Here is a 22,289-nt window from a genome sequence, read left to right as displayed (position 1 = left end):
GTGGAATTAAGAAATGAAGAGAGGAGGACATTAAAGATGCCTACTATTAACCAATTAGTACGTAAACCTCGTACTAGCAAAACACAAAAATCAACTGCACCAGCATTAAACAGAGGTTACAATAGCATGAAGAAAAAAATGACTACTGTATACTCTCCTCAAAAACGTGGTGTATGTACTCGTGTAGGAACTATGACACCTAAAAAACCTAACTCAGCGTTACGTAAATATGCTCGTGTTCGTTTATCAAACAACATCGAAGTAAACGCGTATATCCCTGGTATTGGCCACAACTTACAAGAACACAGTGTTGTACTTATTCGTGGTGGACGTGTAAAAGACTTACCTGGTGTGCGTTACCATATCGTACGTGGTGCTTTAGACACTTCTGGTGTTGACGGTCGTATGCAAAGCCGTTCACTTTATGGTGCTAAAAAACCTAAAGCTGCTAAAAAATAATTTGACATTAAATTTCTGTAAATAACAGTTTTTTAAATGACGATAAATCAATTAAACTTTATAATGAGGAAGGAGGATTACGATTATGCCTCGTAAAGGTCCAGTTGCAAAAAGAGCTGTTTTACCAGATCCAATTCACAATTCTAAATTAGTAACAAAATTAATCAACAAAATCATGCTTGATGGTAAACGTGGTACTGCTCAAAGAATTCTTTATTCTGCATTCGAACTTGTTCAAGAACGTTCAGGTAAAGATGCTATGGAAGTATTCGATGAAGCTATCAACAACATCATGCCTGTACTTGAAGTTAAAGCTCGCCGTGTAGGTGGTTCAAACTATCAAGTACCTGTAGAAGTACGTCCAGAACGTCGTACTACTTTAGGTTTACGTTGGTTAGTTAACTACGCGCGTCTTCGTGGTGAAAAAACTATGGAAGAGCGTTTAGCTAATGAAATCTTAGATGCTGCCAATAACACTGGTGGTGCTGTTAAGAAACGTGAAGACACTCACAAAATGGCAGAAGCTAACAAAGCGTTTGCTCATTACCGTTGGTAAGATAGAACTTAGAACCCTAAGCGTTAAAATTATAAAGAGGCTTATTTATAGGTCATCTATAGTTTTTTAAACACTTAGGGTATCAAAGTATCTATATAAACAACAACCAAATATCCAATGTTTTGGAAGGAGTAAGAATACTATGGCAAGAGATTTTTCTTTGAAAAACACTCGTAATATCGGTATCATGGCTCACATCGATGCTGGTAAAACTACTACTACTGAACGTATTCTTTATTACACAGGCCGTATCCATAAAATTGGTGAAACACATGAAGGTGCTTCACAAATGGACTGGATGGAACAAGAGCAAGAGCGTGGTATTACAATCACTTCTGCTGCGACTACTGCACAATGGGATGGTCACCGTGTAAACATCATCGATACACCAGGACACGTAGACTTCACAGTTGAAGTTGAACGTTCATTACGTGTACTTGATGGTGCTGTAACTGTTCTTGATGCGCAATCAGGTGTTGAACCTCAAACTGAAACAGTTTGGCGTCAAGCTACAACTTACGGAGTACCTCGTATTGTATTCATTAATAAAATGGACAAAATGGGTGCTAACTTTGAATATTCAGTTGGTACACTACATGAGCGTTTACAAGCAAATGCTCACCCAATTCAGTTACCAATTGGTGCGGAAGACGATTTCAACGCTATTATTGACTTAGTAGAAATGAAATGTTTCCAATACACTAATGACTTAGGTACTGAAATTGACGAAATCGAGATCCCAGAATCTCACAAACAACAAGCTGAAGAAGCTCGTGAAGCTTTAATTGAAGCTGTTTCTGAATCAAATGACGAATTAATGGAAAAATACTTAGGTGGAGAAGAAATCACAGTTGATGAGCTTAAAGCGGCTATCCGTCAAGCTACTTGTGACGTTGAATTCTACCCAGTATTATGTGGTACAGCATTCAAAAACAAAGGTGTTCAATTAATGTTGAACGCTGTTATTGACTACTTACCATCACCATTAGATGTTAAACCTATTATCGGACATAGAGCTGATAACGAAGACGAAGAAGTAATTGCTAAACCTGATGATTCAGCGCCATTCGCTGCATTAGCGTTTAAAGTTATGACTGACCCATTCGTAGGTAAATTAACATTCTTCCGTGTTTATTCAGGTACAATGGAATCTGGTTCATACGTAAGAAACTCTACTAAAGGTAAACGTGAACGTGTAGGTCGTATTCTACAAATGCACGCTAACTCTCGTGAAGAGATTTCTACTGTATATTCTGGTGACATTGCAGGTGCTGTTGGTCTTAAAGATACTGGTACTGGTGATACTTTATGTGATGAAAAAGATAACATTATCTTAGAATCAATGGAATTCCCAGAACCTGTTATTCACTTATCTGTTGAGCCTAAATCTAAAGCTGACCAAGATAAAATGACTAACGCATTAGTTAAATTACAAGAAGAAGATCCAACATTCCACGCACACACTGACCATGAAACTGGACAAGTTATCATCGGTGGTATGGGTGAATTACATCTTGATATCTTAGTAGACCGTATGAAACGTGAATTCAAAGTAGAATGTACTGTTGGTGCTCCAATGGTATCTTACCGTGAAACGTTCAAAGAATCTGCACAAGTTCAAGGTAAATTCTCTCGTCAATCAGGTGGACGTGGACAATATGGTGATGTTCATATTGAATTCACACCTAACGAACAAGGTGGCGGCTTCGAATTCGAAAACGCTATCGTCGGTGGTGTAGTTCCTCGTGAATACATTCCATCAGTTGAAGCTGGTCTTAAAGATGCTATGGAAAACGGTGTATTAGCTGGATATCCATTAGTTGACGTTAAAGCTAAACTATATGATGGTTCATATCATGATGTCGATTCATCTGAAATGGCCTTCAAAGTTGCTGCGTCATTAGCACTTAAAGAAGCAGCTAAAAAATGTAACCCTGTAATCTTAGAGCCAATGATGAAAGTTGAAATCGTTATGCCTGAAGAATACATGGGAGACATCATGGGTGACGTAACAAGTCGTCGTGGACGTGTTGAAGGTATGGAAGCACGCGGTAACGCTCAAGTTGTTCGTGCATTTGTTCCACTTTCAGAAATGTTCGGTTACGCTACAAACTTACGTTCTAACACTCAAGGTCGTGGTACTTATACTATGGTATTTGACCACTACGAAGAAGTTCCTAAATCAATTTCTGAAGAAATTATCAAGAAAAACAAAGGTGAATAATACATTCGCTTTAATAAATTGATTTTTTCATCAAAATGATTTATAAATTAACTATAGGTTATCCTCATGATGGTGAGTAACCATCATGAGGCTTAAATAAAAAATAATTTTTAATATGAATAGGAGAGATTTCATAATGGCTAAAGAAAAATTTGATCGCTCAAAAACACATGCCAATATTGGTACTATCGGTCACGTTGACCATGGTAAAACTACTTTAACAGCTGCTATCGCAACTGTATTATCAAAACGTTCTGGTGACGGAGAAGCTCGTTCTTACGACCAAATTGATAACGCTCCAGAAGAAAAAGAACGTGGTATTACAATCAATACTTCACACATCGAATATGAAACTGAAAAACGTCACTATGCGCACGTTGACTGCCCAGGACACGCTGACTATGTTAAAAACATGATTACTGGTGCAGCTCAAATGGACGGCGGTATCTTAGTAGTATCTGCTGCTGACGGTCCAATGCCTCAAACTCGTGAGCACATTCTTTTATCACGTAACGTAGGTGTTCCTGCATTAGTAGTATTCTTAAACAAAGTTGACATGGTTGACGATGAAGAATTATTAGAATTAGTTGAAATGGAAGTTCGTGACTTATTATCTGAATATGACTTCCCAGGCGACGACGTTCCTGTAATTGCTGGTTCAGCATTAAAAGCATTAGAAGGCGACGAAGCTTACGAAGATAAAATCATGGAATTAATGGAAGCTGTTGATACATTCATTCCAACTCCAGAACGTGACTCTGACAAACCATTCATGATGCCAGTTGAGGACGTATTCTCAATCACTGGTCGTGGTACTGTTGCTACAGGCCGTGTTGAACGTGGTCAAATCACTGTTGGTGAAGAAGTTGAAATCATCGGTTTAACTGAAGAATCTTCTAAAACAACTGTAACTGGTGTTGAAATGTTCCGTAAATTATTAGACTTCGCTGAAGCTGGAGATAACATCGGTGCATTATTACGTGGTGTTGCTCGTGAAGACGTTAACCGTGGTCAAGTATTAGCTAAACCAGGTTCAATAACACCTCACACTAAATTCAAAGCTGAAGTTTATGTATTATCTAAAGACGAAGGTGGACGTCATACTCCATTCTTCACAAACTACCGCCCACAATTCTATTTCCGTACTACTGACGTAACTGGTGTAGTTAACTTACCAGAAGGTACTGAAATGGTTATGCCTGGCGACAACGTTGAAATGGACGTTGAATTAATTTCACCAATCGCTATTGAAGACGGTACTCGTTTCTCAATCCGTGAAGGTGGACGTACAGTTGGATCAGGCGTTGTTACAATCATCGAAGCTTAATTCGATATTGATTGAACAAACTTGATTAAACAAAATAAAAGCCGAGACATTAAGTTGTCTCGGTTTTTTTATTGCTTATTTTTCTAATTCATCACTATGTTCAATAATTGATAAGAATAATTTGACGCTATTTTGTAGTGCTTGTTCATCTAAATCGAATTTTGGATGGTGATGCGGATAGGTTGCTTTAAGTGCTTCGTTACCTACACCAGTAAAGAAATAAGTTCCTGGAACATGTTGTAAGAAATAACCAACATCTTCGCCACCTAAAGAAGGAGGGAAATCGAAAGCTTCTTCAACTGAATCAATTTCTGATGCAAGTTTTTTAGCCCATTCTGTTTCTTTCTCATGATTTACTACTGGTGGATAACCGTCGTGATATTTCAAATGACATTTAACACCATAACTTGATTCGATACCGTTTAATATACCGTTCAAACGTTCTTTAATTTGATCTTTAACGTATGGTAAATACGTTCTAATAGTGCCTGATAATTGAACCTTATCAGCAATAACATTGAATGCATTACCACCTTTAAATGTACCGAACGTTACGACAGCCGATTCTAATGGATCTACTGTTCTTGAAACGATACTTTGTGCTTGGACAATCAATGAAGATGCAGCAACGATTGGATCTTTAGCTAGTTGAGGCATAGCACCATGTCCGCCTAGTCCTTGTATATCAATTTCAAATGAATCAGCTGCAGCATATGCTGGTCCAGAACAAAATCCAACTTTATTCGCGTCAATATGACTTGCTGTATGTGTTCCGAAGACATAATCCACACCATCAAGTGCACCGGCTTCTACCATCGCTTTTGCACCACCAGGAAGTGACTCTTCAGCATGTTGATGGATTAACACGACATTCCCATGAATATCTTGCTCGTGCTTTTTAAGTATTTTTGCAGTGATGAGTAAACTTGCCGTATGCGCGTCATGGCCACAAGCATGCATCACACCATCGACTTTAGATTTATAAGGTACATCTTTCTCGTCTTGAATTGGCAATGCATCAAAATCAGCTCTTAATGCAATTGTTGGGCCGTCATGGCCACCTTTTATATAACCTAACAAGCCATTACCACCGACATCTCTCTTAACTTCAATTCCAAGGTTTTCAAGATAATCATCTATGTATTTCTTAGTGTTTTCTTCTTGAAATGAAAGTTCGGGATGCTGATGTAAATGTCTTCTAATTTCTATTAATTCATCCATGTATTGATTAACTTCAGTCGTTAATGTCATGAATATCATTCCTTTCCATAAACTTAAATGTTGTGAGTAAGAAGATGCGTACAGCGTTTATTAAGCCTTGCTCATCAATATCAAACTTAGGATGGTGATGAGGGAAATCAGCTTTGAAATGTTCATTTCTTGTGCCTGTATAGAAAAATGCACCGGGAACACGCTGTTGATAATAAGAAAAATCTTCTCCACCTAGACTTGCTTCTAATTCTACGAGTTCTTCAACGCTATCAATCTCTTTAGTCGCTTCTAATATAAGATCAGTTTCACGCTCCGTGTTTATGACAGGAGGATACCCTTTACTATATTTCAAGTCGTAAGTAACATCTGTAGAAGTCGCAATGCCTTCTAATACTTTCTTAAAGCCTTCTATGACACTATTTTGTGTATCTGAGTCGAAAGTTCTAATCGTTCCATCAATTTTGCATGTATCTGGTATGACATTATTCGTTTCTCCAGCATTAAACATTGTAATGGATAGTACGGCAGGAGAGAGTGCACTTGTTTTACGTGAAACAATGTATTGTAAATCGTTACATAATTGTATGCCTGCAGCGAGTGGATCAATTAATTGATCAGGATGAGCAGCATGTCCACCTCTACCTTTCAAAGTAATCCAGAAATCATCTGGAATACCTGTCGTAGTACCGTATTTATAGCCAATTTTACCAACATCTAAATGACTAGATACATGTTGCCCGATAATCGCATCAACGCCTGTTAAACACCCGTCAGCAATCATTTGAATGGCACCACCAGGATCGACTTCTTCAGCATGTTGTTGAATAAAGACGACGCGACCATTAATTTCATCTTTATGTTCAGATAAAATTTTCGCAGTCATTAACAATACAGCCGTATGGGCATCATGACCACAAGCATGCATGACGCCATCAACTGTTGATTTGTATGGTACTTCCTTTTCATCTTGGATAGGTAATGCATCAAAATCAGCTCTAATCGCTAATGTAGGACCTTCTTTATCTTTATTTAATGTACCTACAACTCCACGTCCTCCGACACCTTCACGAACGTCAATGCCTAACTCTCTTAAGTAATGTGCAATATAAGCAGGTGTCTTCACTTCTTCAAAAGATAATTCTGGATTCATATGTAAATATCTTCTGATTTCAATCATTTCATCATAATAGTCTTCAACTTTTTGTAATAAAATATTTTTCATTCTTATAGAACACCTTCTATCTCAAGTACTTGAATAAACATTTGTGTCGTCGTTTTCATCGCTTCTTCGTCTAAATCAAACATAGGATGATGATGTGGGGCAGTTGAGCCTTTATCTTCATTACCACTACCTGTTAGGAAGAAACAACCTGGACGATTAAGTAAATAGTATGAGAAATCTTCACCTATCATCATAGGAGGGATGTATTCATAAGTTAAGTCTAAGCGCTCAGCAGCTTCTTTAACCACTTCATATTGTTCTTCGTGATTGACGACAGTAGGATAACCTCTACGGTATTCAAAGTCATAAGTCGCGTTATTGGCTAAACAAATTCCTTTTAAGACACGTTCAAGCTCAGCCTCTATTGTGTCTTTAACTTCTGGTTTAAATGTTCTAACAGTACCCTCTAAAGTAGCCGTATCACTTATAACATTAAATGCAGTACCCGCATCTACTTTTCCAACTGTAATCACACCACGATCAATTGGGTCTATGTTTCGAGAAATGATTTTTTGGATGCTAGAAATGTATTCAGCTACGATTACAATCGGATCGATTGATGTATGAGGTTTAGCGCCGTGACCACCTTTACCTTGAATGGTCACTTCAAAGTAGTCAGGTGATGCCATCATTTCATTAGGACGAGTCTTAATTGTAGATGTTTCATGACCGCTCCAAAAATGGTTTCCATAAACTTTATCGACACCTTCTAATGCGCCATCATCAACCATTGGACTAGCACCGCCAGGACTTAATTCTTCTGCATATTGAAAAATAAAAACAACATTCCCTTTAAGCAAATGTTGATGTTCATGCAGTATTTCACAGAATGTTAAGAGTGTAGCGGTATGACCGTCATGACCACAAGCATGCATAACACCATCGACAGTCGATTTATAAGGTACGTCTTTTTCATCTTGAATAGGTAAAGCATCAAAGTCTGCACGAAATGCGATCGTTTGACCAGGTTCATTCCCTTTTAATTTAGCGACAATACCACGTTCCCCGACTGGCGCTTTAATCTCTAATTTATCTAGTTTCTTTAATTCAGATAAAATAAAATCATGAGTTTTTTCCTCATGATAGGATAGTTCAGGATATTTATGCATATGTCTTCTGATGTCTACAAGTCGATCGAATTTTTTATCTACTTCTTCTTTCCAATTAACCATTCATAAACCTTCTTTCAGTTCTTTAAAAATATAATATGATAATTGTAGCAAAATTTATAGAAAATTTAAACAATTCAATTTAAGATGATAACGCTTAATTCTTTGATTTTGATGTGTTATGATTGAGAAAAAGTGCTAAAGGAGAAGGTTTAAATGGTACAAACATTAGATTCATTCTTACAAACAAATTTAAATGAATTAAAAGACAATGGCCTATATAACGAGATTGATGTCGTTGAAGGTGCAAATGGTGCTGAGATTACAATTGGAGGTAAAAATTACATTAACTTATCTTCAAATAACTATCTTGGATTAGCAACAGATGAAGATTTAAAGAAAGCTGCTAAAGATGCGATAGATTCTCACGGTGTAGGTGCGGGGGCAGTACGTACAATTAACGGTACATTAGACTTGCATAGAGAAATTGAAGAAACTTTAGCTCAGTTCAAAGGTACTGAAAGTGCAATTGCATACCAATCAGGCTTTAACTGTAACATGGCTGCTATTTCAGCTGTTATGAATAAAAATGATGCAATCTTATCTGATGAATTAAACCATGCTTCAATTATTGATGGTTGTCGTTTATCTAAAGCAAAAATTATTCGTGTTAATCACTCAGATATGGATGATTTAAGAGCGAAAGCTAAAGAAGCGGTTGAATCAGGTCAATATAATAAAGTTATGTACATTACAGATGGCGTATTCTCAATGGATGGAGATGTAGCAAAATTACCTGAAATTGTAGAAATTGCTGAAGAATTTGGTTTAATCACATATGTTGATGACGCGCATGGTTCTGGTGTAATGGGTAAAGGCGCAGGAACAGTTAAACATTTCGGACTTCAAGACAAAATTGATTTCCAAATCGGAACACTATCAAAAGCAATTGGTGTTGTAGGTGGTTATGTAGCTGGTACTAAAGATTTAATCGACTGGTTAAAAGTTGCTTCAAGACCATTCTTATTCTCAACTTCATTAGCACCTGGAGACACTAAAGCTATTACAGAATCAGTTAAAAAATTAATGGCTTCTACAGAATTACATGATAAATTATGGGATAACGCTAATTACTTAAAAGAAGGCTTAAAAGCAAAAGGCTTCGATATTGGTCATTCAGAAACACCAATTACACCTGTAATTATCGGTGAAGAGAAAAAAGCTCAAACATTTAGTAAGAGATTAATGGACGAAGGTGTATATGCGAAAGCAATCGTATTCCCAACAGTTCCAAGAGGTACTGGCCGTGTAAGAAACATGCCAACAGCTGCTCACACTAAAGAACAATTAGATCAAGCAATTGATATTTATGAAAAAATCGGTAAAGAATTAGGATTACTATAATTAATATTTCATCAAGCGCATGGGACAAATGTATAAGTCCCATGCGCTTTTAATTTATAACGATTGAGGAGATAGTTAGTAACAAAATTCCATACTTTTGTAACGCAACGTACCGTAACTAACATTTTATTCTCGACTTTATGTATTACAATACGATTGTTTTTTTTGTATTAGGTAACTTTATTTATCATTCTTTTGTACTTCTGAAGTATACAAAACGGTAAAAATATTGTAAAATATCATTGGAGAAAGCTCTTTTGTCTTTATCGAGCGTACAAATGAACATTTCAACAATACAGGAGGATTTAAAATGAAAAAGATAATAATCACTGGGGCGTTAGGACAAATAGGGACAGAATTAGTTATAAAGTTAAGAAATAAATATGGTAATGAAAATGTATTAGCGACTGATATTAGAGAACCAGAAAGTGACAGCGAAATAAATAATGGACCATTTGAAATTTTAGATGTTACAGATCAAGAAAGATTTCATGAATTAGTTGAAAACTTCAATGCAGATACTTTAATGCATATGGCGGCATTACTTTCTGCAACTGCTGAAAAGAATCCACTATTTGCTTGGAATTTAAATATGGGCGGATTAGTAAATGCACTTGAAATAGCACGTGAATTCGATATGCAATTCTTCACACCAAGTTCAATCGGTGCGTTTGGACCAAATACACCTAAAGATATGACACCACAAGTTACAATTCAAAGACCAATTTCAATGTATGGTGTAAACAAAGTAGCTGGGGAATTATTATGTGACTATTACTACACGAAATTTGGCGTAGATACTAGAAGTATGAGATTTCCTGGGTTAATCTCTTACGTTAAAGAACCAGGTGGCGGTACAACTGATTATGCAGTGGAAATTTATTTCAAAGCTATCAGAGAAGGAAGATACAATAGCTATATTGATAAAGGTACATTTATGGATATGATGTTCATGGATGATGCTATTGATGCAATCATTAAATTAATGGAAGCGGATAGTTCACGATTAATTAACCGTAATGCATACAATGTGAGAGCAATGAGTGTTGATCCTGAAACAATTAAAGCTGCTATCCAAAAACATATGCCTGATTTCGAATTAGGTTATGATGTGGATCCAGAAAGACAAGCAATTGCTGATAGCTGGCCAAATTCTATTGATTCAACTTGTGCGAAAGAAGAGTGGGACTTCTCACCAACTTATGATTTAGAAAAAATGACTGCATTAATGCTTAAAGCCATTGAAGAAAAAGATAATTTAGCTAAACACTAATTTTATTGTGTATATTTTTTAAATTTTCCAAAAATTCATTGAATAACGCCTCTATGACTGATATACTTGATAACATTAATTATTAATTAGCCTAGGAGGAATCATTATGACAGAAACATTTTACGTAGAAAAGCGTGAACAGCTTAAAGAGAAACCGGATTTTTCAAATTTGGTCTTTGGCGAAATCTTTACTGATTATATGCTATCTATGTCATATAAACAGGGTGAAGGCTGGTCAGAGCCTAAAATAATTCCATATGGGCCGATTACGTTGTCACCAAGTGCACAAGGTCTCCATTATGGACAAACAGTGTTCGAAGGAATGAAAGCATATAAAGATGGTGATGAAGTTACGTTATTCAGACCTGACCAAAATTTCAAGCGAATTAATTTATCTCTAAAAAGACTTGAAATGCCTCAAATCGATGAAGAAAAAGTGTTGAACGGTTTAATTCAACTTATTGATTTAGAGCGCGATTGGATTCCAAGTGGAGAAGGTCAATCTTTATATGTTAGACCATTTGTATATGCAACTGAACCATACTTAGGTGTACGTTCTTCTACGGACTACGAATTTTTAGTAATACTTTCTCCAGTAGGCGCTTATTACGGTGATGATCAAATGAAACCAACAAGTATATATGTTGAAGATGAATATGTACGTGCTGTAAGAGGTGGCGTTGGATTTGCTAAATGTGGTGGTAACTACGCAGCAAGTTTAATCGCGCAAACACGTGCTAATGAACTTGGATTTGATCAAGTATTATGGTTAGACGGCGTTGAACAAAAATACATCGAAGAAGTCGGAAGTATGAATATATTCTTCGTCATCGATGGTAAAGTTGTAACACCTGAGTTGAATGGTAGCATTTTACGAGGTATTACACGTAAAACAGTTCTCGAACTTGCTAGAGAGTTAGGTTATGAAACTGAAGAGAAACGATTATCTATTGATGATATTATAAATGCTCATCATGACGGTCGTTTAACAGAAATTTTCGGAACAGGAACTGCAGCAGTTATTTCTCCAGTAGGATTCCTAAAATACGAAGAAGCTGAAATTACAATTAATAATAATGAAATTGGTCCGGTTACTCAAGCGTTATTTGATGAATATACAGCAATCCAAACAGGTAAGAAAGAAGATAAACATGGTTGGAGAGTTGTTGTAGGACAAGAAAGCCACATTGAAATTGTGTAAATAAATTCAATAATAAGAAGAGAGTCTGAGACAGTATCTGTAGCAGGCTCTTTTTAAAGGAGTAAAGTGATGATTAAATGGTTATTATTTGATAAAGATGGGACATTACTTAAGTTTGATGAAACATGGTCTGAAATATCGCTTGTGATGATTGATCGCTTTGTTGAGAAATATCATATAGAGCACAAACAAGCATTACAAGAAGCGTTAGGATATGTAGATGGACAATTTCTATCAAGTGGTATATTAGCATCTGGAACATTAGCTGATATCGTACGTGTGTTTACACAATTCACTGAAAATGCTAATCCAAAAGAAATTGAAGATTGGACAGTACAATTAAGCAAAGATTTAATCGCAGAGTACGAACCAGAAACCATCGTTATAGAAGGAATGATAGAAACATTAACAGCATTTAAAGAGAAGTCATACCAAATCGCAATTATAACAAGTGATGATATCGATGGGACAAATCGGTTTATTCAAGATTCAGGTGTAGGTCATTTAATAGATGAAAAAATAACAGCATCTATTAACGGTTATCAAAAGCCAAATCCAAAAATGGTTGAAGCATTTTATGAAAAATGGAACGCATCACCAGATGAAATTGTAATTATAGGCGATACACCAACAGACATACAAATGGGTAAGAATGCACACTTCAAGAAAGTTATTGGCGTTCTGAGTGGTACGGGTAATAAAGAAGATTTATCAGATGCAGACTTTATTTATCAAGATATTAATGAATTTTACGCACAAGAAGCGGAATGGAGTAAATAAAATAAATGGCCATAAATATGCTTATAACAGCATGTTTATGGCCATTTTTTTATTTCACGCGTGTATCGATTGAACGGTGTGTTTCAATGACATGCGCGATTTTATCTATAATATGGTTAATGGAATCTGGATCTTCGTATAAGTCATAGTCGTTAATATTTACACGTACAACTGGACATTCTGTAAAGTTATTAATCCAATTATCGTAACGTGAGAATAATTTTTTCCAGTATGCTTCATCTGTTTCGATTTCCATTTGACGTCCACGTCTTTGGATACGTTGGATAACATCATTATAGTTACATTCTAAATAGATTAATGCGTCTGGTTTAGGGAAGTAAGGTGTCATAACAATTGCTTCAAATAATTCTCTATACGTCGCATAATCTTCTTCAGTCATTGTGCCTTGTTCTTCGTGCATTTTAGCAAATATATCAACGTCTTCATATATTGAACGGTCTTGGATAAATCCGCCACCATATTCGAACATTCTCTTTTGTTCTTTAAAGCGTTCTGCTAAAAAGTAAATTTGTAGATGGAAGCTCCAACGTTCAAAGTCGTGATAAAATTTTTCTAAATAGGGGTTGTTATCGACTTTCTCAAAAGAAGTCTTGAAGTTTAGTCGTTCGCTAAGTGCTTGTGTTAAAGATGATTTTCCAACACCAACAGTACCAGCAATTGTGATGATAGCATCATTTGGTATGACTTTATTTGTCATGTATAATCTCTCCAATCAAAGGTTGTAATAAGTTTAAGACTTGTTGATAATCTGCGGTGTTATTCACGAAATCTAATTGAGAAGTATCGATTTGAATGGCATCAATTTCATTTTTTACTTCTTCATAAAATTGATTATAGTCACGTTTAAGTTGAGCTAAATAATCATTTTCAATTTGAGTTTCGTATGATCTATTTCGATGGGCAATTCGTTGTTGAAGTACTTCGAGGGATGCATCGAGAAAGATAATTTGGTCAGGCATGCGAATATCTTCAGTTAAGATATCATAAATTCTACTAAATTTATCAAATTCAGTTTCATTTAATGTGTTTTTAGCGAAAATCTTATTTTTAAAGATATGATAGTCGCTCACAATGCCATTAATATTTTCTAAATCGGTTAACTGTTTGTAACGATGACACAAGAAGAACATTTCGGTTTGAAAGCTCCACTTAGAAATATCGTCATAAAAATCACTTAAATATGGATTCTCATCAACAATTTCAAATTCTTCAGTGTAATGGAGCGCTTCAGCAAGCTTTTTAGTTAAAGAGCTTTTCCCGACGCCGATTGGTCCTTCGATTGCGATAAAGGTTTTTTTCATATATATATATCCAGATGTTAAAATAGACATACCTATTCTATCACAAATTAAACGGAGTGAAATGTGACGTGCATGAAAAATATATGAAACTTGCAATTGAAGAAGCAAAAAAGGCTTGGGCAATGGATGAAGTACCGATTGGCGCAATAATTGTTTATAAAGATGAAGTAATTGGCAGAGGGCATAATTTAAGAGAACATGATCAAAGTCCTGTAGCGCACGCTGAGATGATTGCGATACAAGAAGCGGCCAAGCATCTTAATTCATGGCGTCTTGAAGAGACAACATTATATGCTACGTTAGAGCCTTGTGTGATGTGTTCAGGCGCTATTGTTATGAGTAGAATTCCTCGTGTCGTATACGGCGCGACAGATTTAAAAGGTGGTTGTAGTGGTAGCTTAATGAATTTAATAGAAGATACACGCTTCAATCATCGAGCTACAGTTGAAAGAGGGATACTCGAACAAGAATGTGGTGACATGTTACGAACATTTTTTAAAGAAAAAAGGATTTTAAAAAAACAAATTAAGCAGAATAATACAGATTCATAGAGATTATTACGGTTATTTGTTAAAATTTATGTTGAATATAAAGAAAAGAGGTTACTTTCATGATTAAGTTAATCGCAACAGATATGGATGGTACTTTATTAAACGCTGCGCATGAAGTTTCTAATGAAAATTATGAAGCAATAAAGTATGCACAATCTAAAGGGATAACTGTCGTTATAGCTACAGGTAGAGCATTTTATGAAGCAAACAGTCCAATTGAAAAAACAGATTTAACATTACCATATATTTGTTTAAATGGTGCAGAAGTAAGAGATGAAGAATTCAACATCGTTCATACATCTAAATTAACACGTCCATTAATCAACAAAATCACAGGCGTCTTAAATAAAGAAGATATTTATTATCAAGTATATACAAACTTTGGTATATATACAGAAGACCCAGAAAAAGATTTAGAAATCTACGTTGATATCGCTGAAAAAGCTGGTCAAAAAGCCGATGTTAAAAAAATTCGTGCCAACATTCAAAGTAGAATTGACAACGGTACTTTAAAAACTGTTGATAGCTACGATGAAATCGAAAATAGACCAGGCGAAATCATTTTGAAAATTTTAGCATTCGCGAGTGACTTATCTAAAATTGATAGAGCCAAAGCTGAAATTTCTGAATCAAAAAGTTTAGCTGTATCTTCATCATCAAGAGGGAATATCGAAATTACACATTCAGATGCTCAAAAAGGTATCGCTTTAGAAGAAATCGCAAATCAATTAAACATCCCGATGTCAGATGTAATGGCAATTGGTGATAATTTAAATGACGTTTCTATGTTAGAAAAAGCAGGATATGCAGTTGCCATGGAAAATGGTGCACCCGAAGTTAAAGAGATAGCAGATTATGTTACAGACACTAATGAACACAGTGGTGTAGGTAAAGCGATTATACATGCACTCAAAGATTATGACCGCTAAAACATCGTCCAAAAAAATGATTTTTCTATAAATTTAAATTCATAGTTTTTTTGTATGTTATAATGGTCGGTAATGATAATCATTAAAATTTTGAGGTGACAACATTGAAAGTATTACTTATTGTAGGTAGCGCAAAACAATATTCACATACACATGCACTAGCACAATTTGTTCGAGGTAATATAGAAGAACAAGGTGCAGAAGTAACATTGTTTGATTTATATGATAAACCAATACCGTTTTTAGATGTATCAGGCAAGCATTTAAATGACGAACGTGTTAAAGATAATGTAAATGAATTACGTGAGAAAGCTGAAGAAGCCGATGCAATTATTATTGGTACACCAAATTATCACGGTTCATATTCAGGTATACTGAAAAATGCATTAGATCATTTAACGATGGATCAATTTAAAATGAAACCTGTTGGCTTAATATGTAACAGTGGTGGTATGCGCAGTACAGAACCATTATCACATTTACGTATTATTATGAGAAACTTATTAGGTATCGCAGTGCCAGTTCAAATCTCAACACAAGATGCAGACTATGGTAAAACAGAAGACGGCACATATTATGTAGATGTAGATGATATTAAATTACGCGTTAAATTATTTACAGAACAAATCACAAAATTAATACAAAATAACCCATGGATTGAAACAGAAGAAGTAAATTCATAATAAGAGGAGAGCAACAGCTTAGGCTGTTGCTCTTTTCTTTATAGAGAATGGTGGAAATGTCGGGATGGGAGTGGGAAATATGGACCGATACGGAAAATTAACGCTCCAGAAATGAGATTTACAGGCCGATAAAAAAAAATATCGACCCGAAAACGGGATTTGCAGGCCGATAAAAAAATTTATCGACCCGAAAACAGGATTATCAGGCCGATAAAAAAATTTATCGACCCGAAAACGAGATTTGCAGGCCGATAAAAAAATTTATCGACCCGAAAAACGAGACGACCACCCCGTACAACATCACACCCCACCATAATAATGTATAATTACCTTAATATAATAATAAGTACTTTTGATAACTTGATGATTAAGCAATAATAGGAGGTATTACTATGGAATATTCAATAAAGAGAATACCTAGCAATGAGGATTTACAAAAGTTATATTTAAGTGTCGGTTGGGATGTGTATGTAAAGAATCATGAAGATATGACTGTGCTATTAAAAAATGCATGTTACTTTGTAACTGTATGGGATAATGATCAATTAGTTGGATTGACTAGAGGTATTAGTGATGACCATTCAATTGCATATGTACAAGATATTCTTATAGATCCTGATTATTAAGGTAACGGAATAGGTAGCAAACTTATAAATATGATTAAAGAACGATTTAATCATATCAGACAAGTTGTATTAATGACGGATACATCAGAGAAGACTATCAATTTTTATGAAAAGAATGAGTTGCTGTCATTAGATAAGTATGGCTGTACTGCTTTCATGAAAATCAACCAATAGCGCTCTCCGTATCCACAACTCAAAAAAAACGGACCGACTGTTCTACGTCGGTCCGTTCTCTATTTAAATTACTTAGTATATTTTAATCTTGCGAATGCGTCGTGTTGATGTATAGATTCTTCGTTTCGGCATTCTATCTCGAATCCTTGAATCCATTCTAATTCTACTAAATCAGCTGCTACTAATCTAATTAAATCTTCTACAAATCTTGGATTCACATATGCTCTTTCTGTTACAGCTTTTTCGTCAGTTCGTTTCAAGATTGGGTATAACATTGAACTTGCGTTAGCCTCCATACCGTCTAATACAATATCTTTGTAGTTATCTGGTAGGCTTACTTCTGGATCCAAATCAATTAGGACTGTGATGATACCACGCTGATTATGAGCCGAGTATTCACTAATTTCTTTAGAACATGGGCATAACGTTGTTACAGGTACTTCTATACCTAAAGATTTCTTTGTTATTTTATCTTCTGAAACGGATAAGATATATCTAATATCTGCATGACCGACTGCCTTTTGGTTTGTAACTGGGCTAAAGCGGTTAAAGAACCATTTTGCTGTTACATCTACTGATGCAGTATTTTGAATCATTGCAGTTTGTAGAGTATTTAATAATGTTGTTAGATGATCGAAATCTAGTTTTACACCGTTATCATAATGTTTTTCAACACTTTCGATAATACGGCTCATATTAATACCTTTTTCGTCTTGATTTAAACTAGTTGAAAATTCGAAGTTTCCAACTGTTTGAAAATCATCAATTCTTACAGGGTAAATTAAGTTCTTGATACCAACATGTTCAATTTCGAACAGGAAATCTTTCTTAGAGCTTTGTAAATCAGGCATCTTTTCTTTTTCAGTTGGCTTCGTACCTTTAATAGGATCAACTGAACCGAAATATTTCCAGCGCGCTTCACGTGTTGATAAATCTAATTGTGTCATTCACATTGCCTCCACTATCTATTCAATATGATATGTCCAGAAATGTTCTGTTTTCATCCACATATCTTTAGCCGCTTCACCTTCTTGAGTATTTGAAGCAAGGTTTTGTAACATTGGACCTGTTTGAGACGCATGAGCTTGAAGGACCTTCATCTTGCGTTCTTCGTATCCAGTAATATCTATATTAATATCCGGTTCTCCTAAATCGCTGTATGTGTCATTACTAAATGCCACAAGGTGTAATTTAGGTCTTGCTGATGCTTCCATACGACTGACTGTTCTTACAACTGATTCTGCAGTTGCTTCATGGTCAGGGTGAACGGAATAACCAGGATAGAATGAAATAATCAATGATGGGTTAAGTTCATCTATTAATGATTTTACCATATTATCTAATTCATCTTTAGGTTCAAATTCGATTGTTTTGTCTCTATAGCCCATTTTTCTTAAATCCGTGATACCAATCGCTTCAGCTGCTGCATCTAATTCACGTTCTCTTATAAATGGTAAAGATTCACGTGTAGCAAAAGGTGGGTTACCTAGGTTACGGCCCATCTGTCCTAACGTTAAACATGCGTATGTTACTGGTGTACCGTTGTCCACGAACTTACTTAATGTACCAGAAGTTCCAAATGCTTCGTCGTCTGGATGTGGAAAAATAACTAATACTTGTCTTTCGTCATTCATTGTATTCACCTCTTAATCCTTGAAAGGATTGCTACTAATTTCTAATGTTGCAGCAAGTTGTCCTTCATAATTTAGTCCCGCTATTAATAGTTCGTTATTTTCAGTTACTTCATAATGTGTTAATCCTTGAACATAAACCCAACCGTTGTTGTCTAATTTTAAACCAACACGATAAGGCTCTTTATTACCGCCCGTTAAAAGTGCGTGTGTAAAAGTAACTTGAATATTTCTTAAAAATGTACCAGCATTAAATACTTTGCTATCAAAATGGTTTGCATAAGCACCATTTGTTGTTTCTACATGGAGATAAACTGGCTTATTTTCATATTCCGATATTAGTGATTGTACTTGATCTTCTTGAATTAATTCCATGCCTTTCACTCCTCATAGTATATACTTTACTATTCTACTAAATTCTTGAGTAAATTTATATACATTCTGCTCACAAGTTATGATTTATTGTCTTGAAGTATGACATTTCTCGTATGCTGATAAAGATTCATATTATCTTGTCGCTCTAACAACATATAACTGACAACATCAATCAAGAAATGTGCTGATATTTGTGTGTTAATGAATTGTTTATCATTCACTCTCGTTTGATCAATCGTCATGATGACAATGTCAGAATAAGCAGTCAGTTCACTGCCAGCATAGTTTGTAATCGCAATAACAGTAGCCCCTTGAGATTTCGCAATTTTCGCAGCATTAATCAGTTCTTCTGTCTTACCACTATTAGAAAATGAAATTAACGCATCATTTCTATTTAATAGCGAAGCCCCAATTTTCATTTGATGCGCATCAGTTACAGAACTTCCAGCTATGCCCATCCTCATCGTTCGATAATAGAACTCAGTTGCCGTTAAACCAGAACTCCCTAAACCTGCAAAAAGCGTTTGTCGACTATTGGATAAAATATCAATCAGTTGATTAATTTTATCATTAGATATAAATTCGCCTGTTTGTTGTATAAGGGTTTGATGATATTCATGGATTCTTTTAATGAGCGGAACGTTTTGAATATCCGTCTTCTCATAAGTTTGTTGAATATTAAACTTCATATCTTGAAAATGTTGATAGTTCAATTTATGACTAAATCTTGTAATGCTAGAAGTAGATACACCAATTGCATAAGCTAAAGAAGTAATTGTTGAAAAATGATCGCCAACTGGATGATCGAGTATAAATTTAGCAATCTTTTTATCAGATTTTGTGAAAAGGTATGAAAATTGTTGAATACGATTTTCAAAATTCATGAAGGACACCTCAATTTATAGAATAAATAACATTATAATTGAAAATATTTTTCAAAACAAATAATAACGTTGACTATAATTTTCATGGTGTTATATTTAGGGTGAATAGGGAGGTAGGTGTTCGAATGAGCAAAATTTTCGATAAAGCACAGCAATTCGGGAAATCATTTATGTTACCCATAGCAATTTTACCTGCAGCAGGGTTGTTATTAGGTATCGGTGGTGCTTTAAGTAATCCAAACACAATTAAAGCATATCCGATTTTAGACGTAGATTTATTACAGTATATATTTATTTTAATGTCATCAGCGGGGAATATCGTTTTTGCGAATTTACCAGTATTATTCGCAATCGGGGTTGCGATAGGCTTAGCAAGAAGTGATAAAGGTACAGCAGGTTTAGCAGCAATGTTAGGATTCTTAATTATGAATGCGACGATGAACGCATTATTAACGATTACGGATAATGTTGCAGCACCAGAAGCATTAGCTAAAGCAGGACAAGGTATGGTACTAGGTATTCAAACTGTCGAAACAGGTGTGTTCGGTGGGATTATCGTCGGTATTATGACTGCCATGCTACACAATAAATATAACAAAATCACATTGCCACCGTTCTTAGGGTTCTTTGGTGGATCGAGATTCGTACCGATTGTAACGTCAATAGCGTCAATCGTATTAGGTGTTATTTTGTTCTTTGTTTGGCCAACGATTCAAGGTTGGATATTCAATGCGGGTGGTCTTGTTAATAAAACAGGTGTCATCGGGACGTTTATTTATGGATTTATATTACGTATGCTTGGGCCATTTGGCTTACATCATATATTCTACTTACCATTCTGGCAAACTGCACTCGGTGGTACGATGGAAATCAACGGGAAAATTATACAAGGGACTCAAAATATCTTCTTCGCACAATTAGGAGATGCAGATTTAACACATTATTATTCAGGTATTTCAAGATACATGTCTGGTCGATTTATTACAATGATGTTCGGATTGCTTGGTGCAGCTTTAGCAATTTACCACACAGCTAAACCAGAGAAGAAAAAAGTAGTAGGTGGCTTAATGCTTTCCGCAGCATTAACATCATTCTTAACAGGTATTACTGAACCACTTGAATTTAGTTTCTTATTCATAGCACCAGTATTATATGTTATCCATGCAATCTTTGATGGTTTAGCATTTATGATGGCTGACATATTTAACATCACTGTCGGTCAAACCTTTAGTGGCGGATTCATTGATTATATCCTCTTCGGTGTGTTACAAGGGAATAGTAAGACGAACTATTTATTAGTCATTCCTATCGGTATAGTTTGGTTCTTTTTATACTATGTGACTTTTAGATTTTTAATTACGAAATTTAACTTTAAGACACCAGGACGTGAAGATAGTGAAGCGGTTCAAACTGTTGAAGCAAGTGAACGTGCCGAAACAATCATTAAAGGTTTAGGTGGAAAAGAAAACATAGATACAGTCGATTGTTGCGCAACAAGATTACGTGTAACGATTAATGATGAGCATTTGTTCAACGAAGATCTCATTAAGACGACAGAATCAAGAGGTATCGTCAAAAAAGGAACAGGTATTCAAATCATTTATGGTCCGCATGTTACGACTATAAAAAATGAAGTAGAAGAAGCGTTAGAAAATCAATAAGGAGTGTTTTTATAAATGTTACCACAAGGATTAATCGTGTCATGTCAGGCTTTACCGGATGAACCATTACATTCATCTTTTATTATGAGTAAGATGGCGTTAGCTGCATCTCAAGCAGGTGCTAAAGGTATTAGAGCGAATACGAAAGAAGATATTATCGCTATTAAAGAAGAAGTTGATTTACCGGTAATCGGAATAGTAAAACGTGATTATGAAGGTTCAAAAGTATTTATCACAGCAACTTCAAAAGAAGTCGATGAATTAATTGAAAGTGGTTGTGAAGTTATTGCGTTAGATGCGACGAAACAAGAAAGACCTAAAGAGTCACTTGAAGAACTTGTGTCATATATTAGAGAGCATGCACCAAACGTTGAAATTATGGCAGATGTTTCTGATTTAGAAGAAGCTATTCAGGCGGATAAATTAGGATTCGACTATGTTGGTACAACTTTAAGAGGTTATACAGAATATACAAAAGGTCATGTATTGTACGAAAATGATTTTCAATTTTTAAAAGATGTATTAGACAATGTTAACGCAAAAGTAATCGCAGAAGGAAACGTGATTACACCTGAAATGTTTAAACGCGTAACAGATTTAGGTGTACATTGTACAGTCGTTGGCGGTGCTATTACGAGACCTTTAGAAATAGCGAAAAGATTTATAAAAGAAATAGAGGGATAATT

Annotated in this window: 24 protein-coding genes; 15 read left to right on the top strand and 9 right to left on the bottom strand. The window is 35.4% G+C overall.

Annotated elements, in window-relative coordinates; translation table 11 throughout:
• Positions 1-36 precede the first annotated feature (36 nt).
• The 4 genes from rpsL (at position 37) to tuf (ending at position 4,566) form a co-directional block, all read left to right on the top strand.
• Positions 37-459, top strand: coding sequence for a 30S ribosomal protein S12 (gene rpsL, locus MUA60_RS14315; RefSeq protein WP_037589923.1), 423 nt, complete (start codon positions 37-39; stop codon positions 457-459).
• Between the two features lie 85 nt (positions 460-544).
• Positions 545-1,015 carry a 30S ribosomal protein S7 gene (rpsG, locus tag MUA60_RS14310; protein ID WP_262648851.1) on the top strand — a complete coding sequence of 157 codons (471 nt, stop codon included), beginning with the start codon at positions 545-547 and terminating at the stop codon, positions 1,013-1,015.
• Between the two features lie 142 nt (positions 1,016-1,157).
• The gene (fusA, locus tag MUA60_RS14305) at positions 1,158-3,239 is read left to right on the top strand and encodes an elongation factor G (RefSeq protein ID WP_239740178.1); all 2,082 of its coding nucleotides are present in this window, start codon (positions 1,158-1,160) and stop codon (positions 3,237-3,239) included.
• A gap of 136 nt (positions 3,240-3,375) precedes the next feature.
• Positions 3,376-4,566 (top strand): elongation factor Tu, encoded by a 1,191-nt coding sequence (gene tuf, locus MUA60_RS14300; protein WP_262648850.1) that lies wholly within the window; start codon positions 3,376-3,378, stop codon positions 4,564-4,566.
• A 75-nt stretch (positions 4,567-4,641) separates the two neighbouring features.
• Here tuf and MUA60_RS14295 read toward each other — a convergent pair whose 3' ends face one another.
• The 3 genes from MUA60_RS14295 to MUA60_RS14285 are packed head-to-tail and all read right to left on the bottom strand — an operon-like array spanning position 4,642 to position 8,172.
• Positions 4,642-5,817, bottom strand: coding sequence for a M20 metallopeptidase family protein (locus MUA60_RS14295; protein WP_262648849.1), 1,176 nt, complete (start codon positions 5,815-5,817; stop codon positions 4,642-4,644).
• A complete protein-coding gene (locus MUA60_RS14290) occupies positions 5,801-7,000 on the bottom strand; it encodes an amidohydrolase (RefSeq protein ID WP_262648848.1) in 1,200 nt (399 codons plus the stop codon). Before MUA60_RS14290 ends, MUA60_RS14295 begins: the two co-directional genes overlap by 17 nt.
• Before the next feature lie 2 nt (positions 7,001-7,002).
• Complete coding sequence (locus MUA60_RS14285; protein WP_262648847.1) at positions 7,003-8,172, bottom strand: M20 family metallopeptidase; 1,170 nt, start codon at positions 8,170-8,172, stop codon at positions 7,003-7,005.
• 153 nt (positions 8,173-8,325) lie between these two features.
• Between MUA60_RS14285 and MUA60_RS14280 the strand changes: the two genes are divergently transcribed.
• The 4 genes from MUA60_RS14280 (at position 8,326) to MUA60_RS14265 (ending at position 12,767) form a co-directional block, all read left to right on the top strand.
• Complete coding sequence (locus MUA60_RS14280) at positions 8,326-9,513, top strand: glycine C-acetyltransferase (protein ID WP_262648846.1); 1,188 nt, start codon at positions 8,326-8,328, stop codon at positions 9,511-9,513.
• A 310-nt stretch (positions 9,514-9,823) separates the two neighbouring features.
• Positions 9,824-10,786: an L-threonine 3-dehydrogenase gene (locus MUA60_RS14275; RefSeq protein ID WP_262648845.1), complete on the top strand. Its 963-nt coding sequence runs from the start codon at positions 9,824-9,826 to the stop codon at positions 10,784-10,786.
• Between the two features lie 106 nt (positions 10,787-10,892).
• Positions 10,893-11,987 carry a branched-chain amino acid aminotransferase gene (locus MUA60_RS14270; protein WP_262648844.1) on the top strand — a complete coding sequence of 365 codons (1,095 nt, stop codon included), beginning with the start codon at positions 10,893-10,895 and terminating at the stop codon, positions 11,985-11,987.
• A gap of 69 nt (positions 11,988-12,056) precedes the next feature.
• The gene (locus MUA60_RS14265) at positions 12,057-12,767 is read left to right on the top strand and encodes an HAD family hydrolase (RefSeq protein ID WP_262648842.1); all 711 of its coding nucleotides are present in this window, start codon (positions 12,057-12,059) and stop codon (positions 12,765-12,767) included.
• A gap of 49 nt (positions 12,768-12,816) precedes the next feature.
• Here MUA60_RS14265 and MUA60_RS14260 read toward each other — a convergent pair whose 3' ends face one another.
• Both MUA60_RS14260 and MUA60_RS14255 read right to left on the bottom strand, forming a co-directional pair.
• Positions 12,817-13,485, bottom strand: a complete 669-nt coding sequence (locus tag MUA60_RS14260; RefSeq protein ID WP_262648841.1) for a deoxynucleoside kinase — start codon at positions 13,483-13,485, stop codon at positions 12,817-12,819.
• Positions 13,475-14,089, bottom strand: coding sequence for a deoxynucleoside kinase (locus tag MUA60_RS14255; protein WP_204255789.1), 615 nt, complete (start codon positions 14,087-14,089; stop codon positions 13,475-13,477). Before MUA60_RS14255 ends, MUA60_RS14260 begins: the two co-directional genes overlap by 11 nt.
• A gap of 83 nt (positions 14,090-14,172) precedes the next feature.
• On the opposite strand from MUA60_RS14255, the gene tadA reads away from it, so the two are divergent.
• The 5 genes from tadA (at position 14,173) to MUA60_RS14230 (ending at position 17,052) form a co-directional block, all read left to right on the top strand.
• Entirely contained in the window at positions 14,173-14,640 is a 468-nt protein-coding gene (tadA, locus tag MUA60_RS14250; RefSeq protein WP_262650633.1) for a tRNA adenosine(34) deaminase TadA, read from the top strand.
• Between the two features lie 59 nt (positions 14,641-14,699).
• On the top strand, positions 14,700-15,569 hold the full coding sequence (locus MUA60_RS14245; RefSeq protein ID WP_107576865.1) for a Cof-type HAD-IIB family hydrolase: 870 nt from the start codon (positions 14,700-14,702) through the stop codon (positions 15,567-15,569).
• Positions 15,570-15,673: 104 nt separating this feature from the next.
• Positions 15,674-16,252 carry an NADPH-dependent FMN reductase gene (locus tag MUA60_RS14240; protein WP_262648839.1) on the top strand — a complete coding sequence of 193 codons (579 nt, stop codon included), beginning with the start codon at positions 15,674-15,676 and terminating at the stop codon, positions 16,250-16,252.
• 392 nt (positions 16,253-16,644) lie between these two features.
• Positions 16,645-16,878 (top strand): hypothetical protein, encoded by a 234-nt coding sequence (locus tag MUA60_RS14235; protein ID WP_262648838.1) that lies wholly within the window; start codon positions 16,645-16,647, stop codon positions 16,876-16,878.
• A 30-nt stretch (positions 16,879-16,908) separates the two neighbouring features.
• On the top strand, positions 16,909-17,052 hold the full coding sequence (locus tag MUA60_RS14230) for a hypothetical protein (protein ID WP_262648837.1): 144 nt from the start codon (positions 16,909-16,911) through the stop codon (positions 17,050-17,052).
• Between the two features lie 68 nt (positions 17,053-17,120).
• On the opposite strand, the gene folE2 is transcribed toward MUA60_RS14230, so the two are convergent.
• From folE2 to MUA60_RS14210, 4 genes are all read right to left on the bottom strand, one after another.
• Positions 17,121-17,999: a GTP cyclohydrolase FolE2 gene (folE2, locus tag MUA60_RS14225; protein ID WP_262648836.1), complete on the bottom strand. Its 879-nt coding sequence runs from the start codon at positions 17,997-17,999 to the stop codon at positions 17,121-17,123.
• 18 nt (positions 18,000-18,017) lie between these two features.
• Positions 18,018-18,686, bottom strand: coding sequence for a bacillithiol biosynthesis deacetylase BshB2 (bshB2, locus tag MUA60_RS14220; RefSeq protein ID WP_025904883.1), 669 nt, complete (start codon positions 18,684-18,686; stop codon positions 18,018-18,020).
• Between the two features lie 12 nt (positions 18,687-18,698).
• Positions 18,699-19,058, bottom strand: coding sequence for a YojF family protein (locus MUA60_RS14215; RefSeq protein WP_262648834.1), 360 nt, complete (start codon positions 19,056-19,058; stop codon positions 18,699-18,701).
• Positions 19,059-19,135: 77 nt separating this feature from the next.
• Positions 19,136-19,942, bottom strand: coding sequence for a MurR/RpiR family transcriptional regulator (locus MUA60_RS14210; protein WP_262648833.1), 807 nt, complete (start codon positions 19,940-19,942; stop codon positions 19,136-19,138).
• 125 nt (positions 19,943-20,067) lie between these two features.
• On the opposite strand from MUA60_RS14210, the gene MUA60_RS14205 reads away from it, so the two are divergent.
• Positions 20,068-21,603 (top strand): PTS transporter subunit EIIC, encoded by a 1,536-nt coding sequence (locus tag MUA60_RS14205; protein WP_107572786.1) that lies wholly within the window; start codon positions 20,068-20,070, stop codon positions 21,601-21,603.
• 15 nt (positions 21,604-21,618) lie between these two features.
• Positions 21,619-22,287 (top strand): N-acetylmannosamine-6-phosphate 2-epimerase, encoded by a 669-nt coding sequence (locus MUA60_RS14200; RefSeq protein WP_025904887.1) that lies wholly within the window; start codon positions 21,619-21,621, stop codon positions 22,285-22,287.
• Positions 22,288-22,289: the final 2 nt, after the last annotated feature.

Origin of the sequence: Mammaliicoccus sciuri (assembly GCF_025561425.1) — a bacterium.
GTDB classification, from domain to species: Bacteria; Bacillota; Bacilli; order Staphylococcales; family Staphylococcaceae; genus Mammaliicoccus; species Mammaliicoccus sciuri_A.
The sequence above is the reverse complement of the archived record's forward strand: the minus strand, read 5'-3'. Positions and strand labels throughout refer to the sequence as shown.